A 13,672-nucleotide genomic window follows, 5' to 3' on the forward strand; every position below is an offset into this window, starting at 1 on the left:
TCGCCGACGTAGTTGTGGTACGTCGTCGGCAGAACGAATTTACAGACGGGTTCGGATGGGAGAGACGTGAATCGCCGTACCTACGTCACTTCGCTCGTCACAGCGTCGGTCAGTGCAGCAGGATGCCTCCGAGGCCCGGGCCGCGAATTCGACACGTTGCTGGTCAACAGGACACCGGGTCAGCTTCGTGGTCTGTTCGAAATCGCGACCACCTCCGGGGAGACCGTCGCGACTGAGCAGTTCGACATCGGCGAGGAGAACCTCGAATACACACACGCGCTCACACGTGAAGAAGCGTATCAGTTCAGTGTGACCCTCGAATCGGGACTCACAGAGACAGACGAACTCGCCATCAGCGGAGGGATTGCACTCCAGGTGGACCTGTATCCAGACGATATCCAATTCAAGACAGTGACTGTCCCGAGTCCGTAATGCACGCAGTCTCGCGTTCGTTGCCGGAGCAAAACAGCCCCACCGAAATCACCGTCTCCTGCGATTTAATACGTCCCCGACCCGACCCGATATCATATGGCACAATCCTCCACGGAAGAGGCGTCGGCGTACGACCAACTCCTGACGAAGTACAAGCGAATCGCCAACGTCGAGAACGCTGGCGGCATCCTCTCGTGGGACCAGCAGGTCATGATGCCCGACGCGGGGACGCCCGCGCGCTCCCAGCAGATGTCGGCCCTGTCGGCACTCAGCCACGACTTGCTGACCGACGACGAGTTCGGCGAACTCCTCGAAGCGGCCGAGGCCGACGACCCGACCGACGAGCAGGCGGACGTGCTCCGTGAACTCCGACGCGACTACGAACGCGCGGTTCGCGTCCCGAACGACCTCGTCGAACAGATTTCGGCGGCAGCCTCAGAGGCGATTCCGGCGTGGAAGGAAGCGAAGGCCAACGACGACTTCGAGACGTTCGCGCCGCACCTGGAGAAGCACGTCGAACTGAAGCGCCAGTACGCCGAGCACATCGACCCGGACCGCGACCCATACGAAGTGCTGTTCGAGGACTACGAACCGTGCCTCCCGCTCGAACAGGCAGAGGAGATTCTGGACGAAGTGCGCGAAGTCCTCGTCGAGATGATTGCGGACATCCGCGAGTCGGACGTCGAACTCGCCGTGGACGCCTTCGACGGTGAGTTCCCGGCCGACGAACAGGAGGAACTCGTCCGCGACGCTCTCTCGACGCTTGGCTATCCGTGGGAGCGTGGCCGCCTCGACACCGCGCCCCATCCGTTCTCGTCGGGGACGCAGTTCGACGCCCGCGTGACGACCCGCTACGACGAGTCGGACCCACTCGGGTCGCTCTTTTCGACCATCCACGAGTTCGGCCACGCGCTCTACACGCTCGGCCTGCCAGACGAACACTACGCGACCCCACTCGGTGAGGACCGAAACCTCTCGGTCCACGAGTCGCAGTCGCGCCTGTGGGAGAACCACGTCGGCCGGTCGCGCACCTTCTGGCAGCACTTCCTGCCGACGTTCACCGAACACTTCTCGGACGTGGATGCGACCGTCGAAGAGGCCTACGAGGCGGCGAATCAGGTGTACGAGGACAACCTCATCCGCGTCGAAGCGGACGAACTGACCTACCACCTACACATCGTCATTCGGTTCGAACTCGAACGCGCACTCATCTCGGGTGACCTCGCCGTCGAGGACGTGCCAGAGGCGTGGAACGACAAGTACGAAGAGTACCTCGGCATCCGCCCCGAGACCGACTCCGAAGGCTGTCTGCAGGACATCCACTGGGCGTACGGGAACTTCGGCTACTTCCCCACGTACTCGCTCGGGTCCATCATGTCCGCGCAGTTGTTCGCCGCGGCCGAAGACGACATCGAGAACCTCGACGAGAAGCTTTCGAACGGCGAGTTCGCCGACCTGCGCGAGTGGCTTCGCGAGAACGTCCACCAGCACGGCCGCCGCTACGAGACGAACGACCTGGTGAAACGCGCGACTGGCGCGGACTTCGCCGCCGACGACTTCCTCGACTACGTCGAGTCGAAGTACACAGCGCTGTACGACCTATAAGTAGTCGAGACAGTCTGAAACACCTATTTTCGCGGATTCACAATCGCCGCAGGAATTAAATACAGTCATGGCATAGCATACCATGTATGGCCTCAGCACCCAGTGACGACTTGTTCGACCAGTTTTTGGCCGACCGCGGTCACGAGACAGAACCGGCACGCTGGGACCGATCCTATAACAAACTGCAGTGTCCCGATTGCGGGGCGCTACACGACATGGGCGCGGCGACATGCTCCGTATGTGGGTGGTCGCCGGAGGCCTAACGCGTCCGACTACCTGACCAAGCCACAGCACCTGTTCTCGCCGCACCCCCACTATGCGGGGTGTGTCCGCGAACGCCCGGCACGTCGAATCGACTCCGGGCGCGTTCGCCCTCGTCGGAAGCACGTCGCTTATCACGCATAAGGCCGTGAACGTGCACAATGAGCGAATCCGACGTGACCGTCACCCGACTGTTTGGGGGTCCGGGGAGCGGTAAGACCACGGCCTTACTCAACAAGGTCGAGGCGATTCTCGAACAAGACGACGTCAGTATCCGAGACATCCTCGTCGTCTCGTACACCCGGGCAGCAGCGTCCGAGATCCGTGACCGACTCGCCGAGCGACTCGACATCAACCCACGGTCGCTGAAGGGCAACGTCTCCACGATGCACGCGAAGGCGTACGAACTGCTCGGCCTCTCGCGCAACGACGTGGTCGGCGAGAAGGACAAACAGGAGTTCTGTGAAGAGTACGGTCTGGAGTTCCAAGACGAGTACAGTGGTGCCGGCCGGCGGACGGCCCGTTCGACGACCATCGGGAACAAGATTATCGCGACCAGCCAGTGGTTACAGCGGACGCGCCGCGACGTAGCCGACTGGTACGACGTGCCGTTCCAGTGGAACGTCGAAGAAGTTCGCCTGCCACCGGAAGTCGACCCGAACGCACAGGAAGGCAACAAGTACACGCCGACGTGGCCCTCTGACGACGACCGAATCGACATCCCGGAGGCCATTCGCGCGTGGCGCGCCTACAAAGGTGAGAACGGACTCGTCGGATTCGCGGACATGCTCGAACGGGTCAAGCAACGTGCACTCGTCCCCAACGTCGACTACCTCGTCATCGACGAGTTCCAGGACATCACGACGCTCCAGTACGACGCGTACGAGGAGTGGAAACCTCACATGAAGGGCGTCCTCATCGCCGGCGACGACGACCAGGTCGTCTACGCGTGGCAGGGTGCGGACCCGAACCTGCTCCTCGACGCCGAACGCGACAACGACGAGGTTCTCCCGAACTCCTACCGTCTCCCGTCGAACGTCCTCAACGTCGTCAACCGCGAGATTCGCCACATCGACAAGCGACAGGAGAAAGACCTCAAGCCCCGCAAAGAGGGCGGGTCCGTCGAGGCAGTCGAGAGTCCGTCGATGCTCGAACTCGCGCGGAACGTCCGGTACACCGTCGAACAGGACGACGGGACCATCATGGTACTGTTCCGTGCGCGCTACCAGATGTTCCAGTTTATCGATGAGTTCCTCCCGTCTGGTATCCCCTTCTCCACGCTCACCGACCAGCGGATGTGGACCGACCGACTCACGCAGTACGTCCGCGCCGTCGAGGCCATGGAGGCCGAGGAACCCGTCGATGGGTTGCAGGCCCGCCGCCTCGCAGACATGCTGCAGGACTCTGCGTTCGGGACGAACGACCGCGACGACCTGTTCGACGCCATCGACGAACGGCAGGAAGAAGCGGGCGTCGAAGACATCACGAACATCGAGTTCACGCCGAAGGAAATCAAGAACTTCGCACCGTTCGCGCCGAACGGAAGCGCCGCCTCGGACATGGTCCGCAAGGTGACGAGTTTCCAGCGGAAGTCCGTCGACGCGTACTTCTCCGGCGACTACGCCGGTATGGACCCCTCGCGCGTCCGCGTCGGGACCATCCACTCTGCGAAGGGTCGTGAAGCAGACCACGTCTTCATGGCGACGGACCTGACCGAGAAAGTCGTCGAGCAGATGGCCGCGTCCGTCTCCGAAGAGGAACTCGAAGCGCGCGGCATCGAAGAGTTCACCGCGTCCACCAGTCCGGTTCCACTCATCACGGACAACGAGCGCCGTGTCTTCTACGTCGGTATGTCTCGTGCACGCGAGCGTCTCATCATCCTCGAAAACCTCGTCAACGGAGCACCGACGCTCCCGATAAGCGTCCTCCTCCACAACGAGATTCGCGACGAGGACACGCAAGAACTCGTGGCAGAGGCACAGGAACCACCTGCGCCCGAACCCGAGGCGTAATCCACTCGTGCCGTCCGGTCCCCGTGGCGGTTCGGCCATCGACGCCGCCATCGACGACAGCGATGCAGTCGCATTCGTCGCCATCGTTCGCGGTGACGACCCGACGGGCCGATATCTGACGGGCGTCGAACTCGGCGTCGAGACGGTGTACGTTCGCGCCGCCGGTGAGACGCATCTTCGCGTTCCGTCCACAGTCGACGTTCCCGACGTGTCGGGGGCGTCGGTCCGTGTGGACGACAAACCAGCGGGAAAGGCCGCGGCGGCGATTCTCGCCAACTACGCCGAAGGCGGGACTGTGCTCGCACCACGGACGATTCCGCACGACGCCGCACTCCACCTCGAGTCTGCGGGTTACGAACTCACGTCGACGACGGCAGTCCGAGACGCACGCGCCGTGAAGGATGCCGACGAGCGTGAGGCTATCGAGGCAGTCCAACGGGCCGCCACGCGCGGTATCGAGCGTGCCGCGTCGATACTGGCGGACGCGACAGTCGAAGACGACACACTCGTCTGGGCCGATGCCCCGCTTTCGACCGAGCGACTTCGCCGGCAGGTGAACACGACGCTCGCAATCGAAGGTGTGGACACCGCGGGAGCGACGGACGTGACGGCAGGGACGCGCGGAGAAGCGGGTTCGGCAGTCGAACTCGCTCCCGGAGAACCACTCGTCGTCTCGGTAGCGCCGCGTGGCCCTGCCGGCTATCGAGGTGCCCTCGCGCGAACGTTCGTCGTCGACGCCGACGGTGGATGGGAGCGGCGGGCCCACGTCGCGTGCGACGCCGCCCGCGACGTCGCACTCGTCGAGGCGAACGTCGGCGCAGACGCCGGATTCCTCGGGAGTGAGATTCGCGCAGAGACGGCGGCGTTCGGGTTCTCGATGGCCGACGAAGTGACGAGAGACGTTGGCGGAGGCATCGGCCTCGCTGTCCGTGAAGCGCCGAAACTCGACGGTGATACCGAACTCGTCGCAGGAAACGTCCTCAGAATTCGTGCGGCAATCACACACGGCGACCACGGACGAGTCGAACTGACCGACGTGCTCGTCGTCGGCGACGACGGACCGCAGTTCGTCGGTGACGCGCCGACCGGTCTGGACCCGTCTCGCTGGTAGTTACTCTTCGTCGTCCGGGTCTTTCGCGACACCACCGACGACTTTCTCGGCCGCGAGCATCGGAATGTCCTGCGGCGTCGTGAGGTACTTCGGGAGGGCGACCATGAGCACGGCGAGGACGACCATCCCTGCGCCGAAGACGGTCCGGCCGTCCAGCAGGAGTGTCAGACCGAAGACGCCGATAGGTATCGCGAAGATGAGTGACGCCCCGAGTCCAATCATTTCCAAGATTCCGAGTCGCATCGAGCGCGGATAGTCTGTGTGCGGACAAAAGGGTCGCGGCATCATCTACAGGGAAGACGAGTAGTGGTGGCTATCGTCTCTGTGACGTGACAGTCATCCGAGGAACCATTAAGCGGTCTCCGAATCGAGAGTCACTATGGTCGCGGTCACGCCCGGGATGCTCGTCGTCTTCGCCCTCGTGGTCGTCACGATGGCACTGTTCGTGACAGAGGCGGCACCACCAGACGTGACGGCTATCGGTGTCATCGTCGCACTCGTCGTCCTCGAACCGTGGACGCAAGTCGACCTCCAGACCGGGCTCTCTGGGTTCTCGAACGCGGCGACCATCACGATTCTCGCGATGTACGCACTCAGCGAAGGTGTCCGACAGACGGGTGCGATTCGCGTCCTCGGCGACGCACTCGCCCGGTTCACTCGCGGGAGCGAGGACCGACTCCTCGGTGCCCTCGTCGGCCTCACCGGACCCATCGCCGGTGTCATCAACAACACTCCTGTCGTGGCGGTGTTCATCCCGATGGTCTCGGACCTCGCAGACCAGACGCGCGTCTCGCCGTCGAAACTCCTCATCCCGCTCTCGTACGCGTCGATGCTCGGGGGGACGCTCACTCTCATCGGCACCGCCACGAACCTCGTCGCCAGTGAAGCATACGCCACCGCCACCGGGAACCCGCCGTTTTCGATGTTCGTGTTCACGCCGCTCGGAATCGTCGTCTTCGCCGTCGGTGCAGTCTACTTGTTGACCATCGCACCACACCTCCTCCCCGAGCGCATCCAACCGGGCAACCGAACGGCGAGTTACGGCGTCCAACCGTTTCTCGCCCGCGTGTTGGTTCCATCGCGCTCACCACTCGTCGGCAACCCCGCCAGGAACGTCGCCGACGACGCGCACCGTGACCTCAACATCGACATCCTCGACGTGCTCCGCGGCGGCGAGCACTTCATCGCCGCCGACACAGACCGCGACATCAGGGGCCGAGACATCCTCACGGTCCGCGGCGACCCCGGGACTATCAAACAGTTCTGTGAACTCGCCGACCTCCGATATCTCCCGCGAGCGGCCGTCACGGACGCGGAACTCGACCAGCCCGACCGGGTGGCACTGCTCGAAATCGTCGTCCCGCGGGCGTCTGGCCTCGTCGGGGACACCATCGGCGAGACACGACTGCGGGAACGATACGACGCGACGGTCCTCGCAGTTCGTCGCCGCGGTGGTGAACTCATCCGCGAACACTTCCGCGACGTTGACCTTCGGGCCGGTGACTCGCTACTGCTCCAGACGACGAGTGAGACGGCCAAATACCTCAGAGAGACGGGTGATTTCGTCGTGACGAGTGAGGTGTCCGAGAAAGTGATGGAACAAAACGGCGGGTTGTCGCCGACGGCGCTTCAGGCGTTCGCTATCGTCGCACTGGTCATCGGATTGGCCGCCGTCGGTGTCGTCCCCATCGCAGTGGCCGCCCTCGGTGGCGTCGTCGCGATGGTCGCGACCGACTGTCTCTCTGCGAGTGACGCCTACGACGCGGTGAGTTGGAACGTCATCTTCCTGCTCGCGGGTGTGATTCCGCTGGGGCGGGCGCTCCAACTCACCGGCGGCGTGGCACTCATCGCGGACCTCGTGGGGCAAGCCACCGTCTTCCTCCCTGTCGTCGCCGTACTGGCCGCGTTCTACCTCCTCACGGGCCTCTTGGCGAACGTCATCACGCCCGTCGCGAGCGTCGTCCTCGTCATCCCTATCGCCATCGACACGGCCCAACGACTCGGTGCGGACCCGTTCGGGTTCGCCATCGCCGTCACCTTCGCCGGCAGCACGGCGTTCATGACCCCTATCGGGTACCAGACGAACCTGATGGTGTACGGTCCGGGAGGGTACAAATTCGCGGACTACCTCCGCGTCGGTGGTCCGCTCCAACTCCTCTTGACGGTGGTCACAACCTTCGGAATCGTCTTTCTGTGGGGTGTCTGAGGCCGAGAAAACCGGATGTGGCAGTGCTACTCTGGGTTCTTCTCCATGTCTACGGAGTTCCCCGGCGTGTAGCCCGCTGGACCGGACGGCAGCGTTTCTGGGTCGTCCACGCTCAGACCTGTCGTGACGAGGAGACGGAGGCCACGGCTGACCGGCATGTCGAGTTCTTTGACCTCGTCGCTGGAGACGACGATGAGTGCGCCCGCCGTCGGGTTCGGACTGTGCGGGAGGAACACGGTGTAGGCGTCTTCACCGGCCGTCTCCTTCATCGACCGAGGGGCCTCGTTGGTGACGAAGCCAATCGAGTGGACACCTTTCCGTGGGTACTCCACGAGGACGACCCGGTCGTACCCGGCGGCCGGTTCGGTGAGCGACTCGGAGACCTGTCGAACGCCGAAGTAGATGGTGCGGACGAGGGGGAGGAGGCGGACACCTCGTTCGAAACTCCCGAAGAGACGCTGCCCGAGACTCATCGAGGCGAGGTAGCCGATGAGCGATATCGCCACCGCGATGATGAGGGCCGCCAGCGTCTGTGAGACGAGAACGATGTCGCCAGACGTGTTCAACGCCTGGGCGAGAAACGGGTTTATCTCTCGAACCAACGGACGAAGCGCCGCCGCGACTCGGTTGAACACGAACTGGAGGACGAATACGGTCACGGCGAGCGGTGTGACGAGAATGAGTCCCGTGAAGAAACTGCTTCGAAGCCGAGCGAGTACGTCCATACGGGCCCTGAGGCCGACGGCGACAAAATTGTATGGGCGACGGAAAGCATCACGAAGACGTGATGGTGAACAGAAACGATGGGCATTAAGGCACACCCTCCGAAGTCGTCGGTATGTTCACTGGCATCGTGGAGGGTCCGGGCGAAATCGTCGGTGTGACCGACACCGAGGGTGGTTTCTCCGCAGGAGAAATCTCGTCGGACGAGTCGTCCGACGGCGGCCGCCGTCTCCGCATCCGAACCGACCTCGCGTTCGACGACCTCCACCACGGGCAGTCGATTGCCGTCTCCGGCGTCTGTCTGACCGTCGAGGAGTTCGGCGACGACTGGTTCGAAGTCTTTCTCGCCGCTGAGACTGTCGAGAAGACGTACCTCGGCGACGTGGCAGAAGGCGACCGAGTCAACCTCGAACGGGCACTCGCGGCGAGTGACCGCTTCGACGGCCACATCGTCCAGGGGCACGTCGACGGCACGACGACTGTCACCGCCGTCGAACAGGTCGGTGACGACTGGTTCTTCGAGTTCGACCTCCCCGAGTCGCTGGCGAAGTACGTCGTTCAGAAAGGCTCGGTCTGTCTCGATGGTATCAGCCTCACCGTCGCAGACCGCCGCGACGACTCGTTCGCCGTGGCTATCATCCCGACGACGTACGACTTGACGACGCTCTCCGAGAAGGAACCCGGAGACCCAGTCCACGTCGAAGTCGACGTAGTGGCGAAGTACGTCGAGTCGATGCTCGACGGATACGTCGATGGATTACGCGCAGAGTGAAGCCCGAGTCTGGTAGAACAGATGCGGGGTGACGCCATCGCGGGCCCGCGAACTCGGTCGTCCCTCGAATCCGTCAGTCTTCGAACTCGGTCGGTTCTGAAGAAAACGACGAGGCGGGTTCGCTCGGTGCGTGGGCCGTGTGGTACGCAGCGCTGTAGCGACGAATCTTCCCGATGAGGTAGAGGCCGAAGATACCGTCGTAGATGAGGACGTACACGAGGAACGACGGGAGCGACCCGAGACCCGTCAGCGACGAGATGATGGCCGCACCGATTCCGACCGTCGAGTTGTACGTCGCGTGGACGAGTGACGCGAGGATGAGACCCTTGATGACGATTGGGCCGGCGTTCTGCTTGTTGAACTTCGCGAGGCCGAGATAGTATCCCGCGATGGCGGAGTAGATGACGTGACCCGGACCCGCGAGTGCGCGGACCGCCGTAATCGTGCTCCCAGCGCCGATGATGCCGACGCCGCCGGCGGTTCCGAGGTCGAGACCCGAGGTCATGAGATTCCGCGTGATGTAGAGTGCGTTCTCGATGGTGGCGAATCCGAGTCCCGCCATCGCGCCGTAGACGGCCCCGTCGACGACGGCGTTGAAACTGCGGTGCGAGTACGCGTACAATCTCACTGCGAGCAACTTCACCGTCTCTTCGACGGGGCCGACCACGAGGTAGAAGAAGATAATCGACCCGAGGAATCCGATACTGAGCGACAGTTCGGTGGCAATCGTCTGGCCGACGTTGTTCAAAAGCGAGTTGAGTACCGCCGCGAACGTGGCAGTGAGGACGCCGAGCAAGAACGTCACGACGAGCATCGACAGTGGTTCGTTGTCGGTGACGTCGGTGTAGTAGACGTACCCCGCGAGGCCGAGTGCAGGCAGCGCAGACAGCAGCGTCAGCGCACCAATCTGGGGGTCGGTGATAGCCGTGAGACCGCCGATGCCGACGAGGATGAGGAACGCAGCGGCGATGACCGCGGCGCGAGTCGAGGCGACCAGTAGTCGGTAGAGTGCGACGGATAATCCATCGACGGAGGTCCGTTCCTCCCACGTCGCGATGTCGTAGAGGTCGGTCTCTCCATCGGACGCCCGTTCGACTGGGTCTCGACTCTGGTCCATCACCTGACGTAAGGACTGCGCGGTGGGTAATACCTTCGGCAACGGGTATCTCTGCGCCCGACCGAGTGAGGTTAAAACCCTCGCACCGAAGGGCGGATATGCACTTCGACCCACGCGAACAAGCGGCGCTTCGGGCGGTCGGTCTCGACACCGACGACCTCCGAGCGGCGTCCGAACACGTCCGGGAGTCAGTCGAAGCAGACGCCGACCACCTCGCGACGTTCTTCGGTGACGGAGGCACGTTCTACTCGGATATGGAGATGGCACACAGCGCAAGCGACGTGCAAGAACACACCGTAGACCACGTCGACCTCTACACGCACGGCGCCTCCCTCCGAGGATACCTCAAGTTCGACTCGTGGGGTGTCCCAATCGAAGGTGGTCGTCTCCTCTCCGACGACACGGTCGAACTCACGCTCGGACCGACTGTCGACGGACGGGTCAAGTTCGCCCGCGACCCCGACGACCTATGAACGTTCGCGTCCGCGGCATCTACACCACGGCAGTGACCCGGTTGTTCCTCGACGCGGGTCACGACGTGGTACAAGCGTCGGGGCCGATTCGGGAACGGTTCGACGCCGACTTCGAGTCTGCCGACCACGACGTGGCCGTCGAGACGACCCGTGACCGGCAGGGCGTCGGCGTGACCGGGAAACCAGATGCAGTCGACGAGGCGACCGACTTGCTCTCCGACCTCGGTCTGGACACGTTCGAGTGGGCCGACCTTGCGCCGACGGGTGCTGTCTTCGACGCCCGCGTGACCGAGACCCTCGGCGGCGGCGCAGTCTGTGACCTCGGCGAGACCGACGGCTACCTCTCCTACGGCGACGTCGACGGCCGAGTCGAAGTCGGGGACGAGGTGCGCGTACAAGTCTCTGAGTCTGCCCCGCCGTGGGCGGACCGCCGCCACGACCTGACGGGAGACGTCCGCGCCATCGCTGGACTGGCCACACTCGAACCGGACGCGGAGGGCGTCCGCGTGGATACGAGAGACGAGGCCGCAGCACGGGAACTCGCCGGCATGACCGACCTCCTCGGCGGCGACCCGCCGGATGGGTGGGGCATCCGCTGGCACCGCGACGCCGTCGACGCCGACATGGGCGCGCTGAACGACGCCCTCGACCGAGCGGCGACCATCGCCGCGGAACTCGACGCAGTCCTCGACGAACCCGTCGATGGACCCCGACAGGTCGCATCCCCGACGGCGACGACGTGGCTCTGGTTCGGGCGTGAGACGCGCTTCGAACTCGACGACCACCGCCGAGCAGTCGAGACGACGATGCCGGGCCACCATCGCACGAAGGCGGCGTCGCCGAAAGCCTCGGCGGGGGTCGACCTCGCGGAAGCACTCTGCTCGTCGGCCGAGGAAGGCGAGTTCCCCTTCGACGTGGTGACCGCCCAGTTCGGCCCCCTCGAAGGCGACGACGTGGGTATCGGCCACGGGAAACCCGACGGCCGACTCATCGAACTCGGGTCGGGCGAAGTGACCGAACGAGACCCGGACGGAACCGTGGAGATTCGCCGCCAGATGAGCGGGGGCGGCACCTACGACGCCCTCGGCGTGGACCGAGAATCGGGCGACGTCGCAGTTACAAAATTCCGCGAGGGTCGCTGGTGGTACCCGACGGTCTACCGCGACGACGACGGCGACGTGAAAGGTACCTACGTCAACATCTGTACGCCAGTCGAGTGCTTCCCGGACCAGATTCGCTACGTCGACTTACACGTCGACGTGGTGAAACACGCGGACGGAACCGTCGAACGCGTGGACGACGACGAGTTGGACGAAGCGGTGGCGGCCGGACACATCACGGAAGAATTGGCCGAGAAAGCGCGGTCGGTGGCGTCGAGTCTGGAGTCGGCGCTGTCGGGGTAGAAGAGAAGCGCTGTCGGGAGGCGAGAACGCCTCCGGTGCGGTCCAAGCGCACTGTACGGCTACGACCGAAGGGAGTAGCCGCCTTTTTTCCTCCAGGTTTTTGCGGTGAGCGGGTCGCCGGAGGCGCCCCCCGAACCGTAAAAAAGTGGGTTAGAAATGCCCCGGACCTTCGTCACCGAACTGCAATTCCCCACCGCGGCCGCCTTCGACGGTGCTGCTCCCGTGGTCGCCCGAACTGGGGACTTTCACCTGCACGTCCTCTATCTCTGGGAACTCCATGATGAGGTCCGACTGGATGTTCTGGGCGGTGATGTTGCTGATGCCGCACCCTGCACACGCACCCCCGAGTTCGACGACGACTTCTCCCGACTCGGCATCGGCCTTTCGCACGACGCTGTTGCCGCCGTGCATCTGGATGATGGGCATCTGGCCGACCATCCACGTCTCGACGCGCTCTTTGAGACTCTCCGACTCGTCGCTCATACCACGACGGTTCGGGGGCCACGGATTAGAATGGAACGGTTCTCCCCACGCATCGGCGGGCGAGAGAAAGGCTGTCGCGGTCGTTCGTGATAGATTTGGCTCGGGCGGACGACGTCGCCGTCAGTCCCGACGGACGCGGCGACGGAACCACCACGCTGCACCCCCGAGTGCGGCAGCACCGACGCCGACACCGAATCCCGGAACGCCGGTTCGTGACGAACCGTCAGATGCCGCTGTCTCGGCCGCTGGACTGCTCGAATCAGTCTCCGTCGGCGTGTTGACGAGGGATTCGGTCGTGGTCTCTGGGCCGAGTGTCGGCGCGTTCTGTTGTTCGCCGGCGTGGTCAGGGAACGTGTAGAGTGCGCCGGAGACGTCGTCGAATCCCCAACTCGACGCGACGAAGACGCCCTCGTCGGCGAACGGGTAGGCGTACTGTGCGGTCCAGAAGTTCGTCTGGTCTGGGTCGCGCCACCACGCGAGTTCGACCGGGTCCGTCGGGTCAGAGACGTCGTGTCGTTTGACGCCGCCGCGGTACCACGACGTGTAGAGTCGGCCGTCGTGGAAGTCGAAGTTGTGCGCGGTGGTCCAGACGCCGCCGACCGTCGGGTCGGGACTGGTCGGCGGGTCGATAGTCGACAGGTGTGTCGGATTCGATGGGACCGAGATATCCCACAGTTCGACACCGCTCGGTCCTCCGACGAGGTCTGTCGTCTCGTCGTCGCGTTCGACTTCGACGGCCCACGACTCGATACCGATGCCGAGGAGGTCACCGGACTCGTCAGTCGCGGCAGAGTGGTGATTCCCCGGTGGCGTTCGCCCTGCGACAGACCGCTCTCGGCCGGAGAGTGCTGCGAGTGCATCTGGGTCGCCCGGTTCGATAGCACCGAGGACCGAGGGTGATTCGGGGTCGGTGAAATCGACAATCCACGTCCCGCCGTCCCACATCGAGATGTAGGCGACGCTGTCGCGGACAAACACGTCGTGGACGGCCCGAAGCGACGAGCGAACGTCCGCCCACCGGTCGTCCTCCGAGACGAGCGACCAGCGCCCGAGTTCTGTCCCAGAGTCCACGTC

The 13,672-nt window shown here is 63.8% G+C and carries 14 protein-coding genes; 9 read left to right on the forward strand and 5 right to left on the reverse strand.

What is annotated here, in order from left to right; genetic code table 11:
* Positions 1-66 precede the first annotated feature (66 nt).
* The 5 genes from AUR66_RS04365 to AUR66_RS04380 all read left to right on the forward strand — a co-directional run bounded on the left by AUR66_RS04365 (position 67) and on the right by AUR66_RS04380 (position 5,421).
* Complete coding sequence (locus tag AUR66_RS04365) at positions 67-432, forward strand: hypothetical protein (RefSeq protein ID WP_058571271.1); 366 nt, start codon at positions 67-69, stop codon at positions 430-432.
* Between the two features lie 96 nt (positions 433-528).
* On the forward strand, positions 529-2,037 hold the full coding sequence (locus tag AUR66_RS04370; RefSeq protein ID WP_058571272.1) for a carboxypeptidase M32: 1,509 nt from the start codon (positions 529-531) through the stop codon (positions 2,035-2,037).
* Positions 2,038-2,123: 86 nt separating this feature from the next.
* Positions 2,124-2,300 carry an HVO_0416 family zinc finger protein gene (locus tag AUR66_RS23140; RefSeq protein WP_305037515.1) on the forward strand — a complete coding sequence of 59 codons (177 nt, stop codon included), beginning with the start codon at positions 2,124-2,126 and terminating at the stop codon, positions 2,298-2,300.
* Positions 2,301-2,459: 159 nt separating this feature from the next.
* A complete protein-coding gene (locus AUR66_RS04375; protein ID WP_058571273.1) occupies positions 2,460-4,310 on the forward strand; it encodes a UvrD-helicase domain-containing protein in 1,851 nt (616 codons plus the stop codon).
* A gap of 7 nt (positions 4,311-4,317) precedes the next feature.
* Entirely contained in the window at positions 4,318-5,421 is a 1,104-nt protein-coding gene (locus tag AUR66_RS04380) for a M24 family metallopeptidase (RefSeq protein ID WP_058571274.1), read from the forward strand.
* On the opposite strand, the gene AUR66_RS04385 is transcribed toward AUR66_RS04380, so the two are convergent.
* Positions 5,422-5,664 carry a DUF7533 family protein gene (locus tag AUR66_RS04385; RefSeq protein WP_058571275.1) on the reverse strand — a complete coding sequence of 81 codons (243 nt, stop codon included), beginning with the start codon at positions 5,662-5,664 and terminating at the stop codon, positions 5,422-5,424.
* Between the two features lie 136 nt (positions 5,665-5,800).
* Between AUR66_RS04385 and AUR66_RS04390 the strand changes: the two genes are divergently transcribed.
* Positions 5,801-7,627 carry an SLC13 family permease gene (locus AUR66_RS04390; RefSeq protein WP_058571276.1) on the forward strand — a complete coding sequence of 609 codons (1,827 nt, stop codon included), beginning with the start codon at positions 5,801-5,803 and terminating at the stop codon, positions 7,625-7,627.
* Positions 7,628-7,653: 26 nt separating this feature from the next.
* Here AUR66_RS04390 and AUR66_RS04395 read toward each other — a convergent pair whose 3' ends face one another.
* Positions 7,654-8,352: a DUF502 domain-containing protein gene (locus AUR66_RS04395; RefSeq protein WP_058571277.1), complete on the reverse strand. Its 699-nt coding sequence runs from the start codon at positions 8,350-8,352 to the stop codon at positions 7,654-7,656.
* A gap of 113 nt (positions 8,353-8,465) precedes the next feature.
* Here AUR66_RS04395 and AUR66_RS04400 point away from each other — a divergent pair, with 113 nt between their 5' ends.
* A complete protein-coding gene (locus AUR66_RS04400) occupies positions 8,466-9,122 on the forward strand; it encodes a riboflavin synthase (RefSeq protein WP_058571278.1) in 657 nt (218 codons plus the stop codon).
* A gap of 73 nt (positions 9,123-9,195) precedes the next feature.
* Here the strand turns inward: AUR66_RS04400 and AUR66_RS04405 are convergent, their stop codons facing one another.
* A complete protein-coding gene (locus tag AUR66_RS04405) occupies positions 9,196-10,239 on the reverse strand; it encodes a PrsW family intramembrane metalloprotease (protein ID WP_058571279.1) in 1,044 nt (347 codons plus the stop codon).
* Positions 10,240-10,337: 98 nt separating this feature from the next.
* Between AUR66_RS04405 and AUR66_RS04410 the strand changes: the two genes are divergently transcribed.
* Together AUR66_RS04410 and AUR66_RS04415 are read left to right on the forward strand one after the other, a co-directional pair.
* Positions 10,338-10,712: a DUF7532 family protein gene (locus tag AUR66_RS04410; protein ID WP_058571280.1), complete on the forward strand. Its 375-nt coding sequence runs from the start codon at positions 10,338-10,340 to the stop codon at positions 10,710-10,712.
* Positions 10,709-12,115: a DUF402 domain-containing protein gene (locus AUR66_RS04415; RefSeq protein WP_058571281.1), complete on the forward strand. Its 1,407-nt coding sequence runs from the start codon at positions 10,709-10,711 to the stop codon at positions 12,113-12,115. Before AUR66_RS04410 ends, AUR66_RS04415 begins: the two co-directional genes overlap by 4 nt.
* 150 nt (positions 12,116-12,265) lie before the next feature.
* Here the strand turns inward: AUR66_RS04415 and AUR66_RS04420 are convergent, their stop codons facing one another.
* Together AUR66_RS04420 and AUR66_RS04425 are read right to left on the reverse strand one after the other, a co-directional pair.
* Positions 12,266-12,598 carry a NifU family protein gene (locus AUR66_RS04420; RefSeq protein WP_058571282.1) on the reverse strand — a complete coding sequence of 111 codons (333 nt, stop codon included), beginning with the start codon at positions 12,596-12,598 and terminating at the stop codon, positions 12,266-12,268.
* A gap of 120 nt (positions 12,599-12,718) precedes the next feature.
* Positions 12,719-13,672: LVIVD repeat-containing protein (locus AUR66_RS04425; RefSeq protein WP_394326253.1), on the reverse strand; the 954-nt coding region annotated here is incomplete at its 5' end.

This window comes from Haloferax profundi (genome assembly GCF_001469865.1).
Lineage (GTDB): Archaea > Halobacteriota > Halobacteria > Halobacteriales > Haloferacaceae > Haloferax > Haloferax profundi.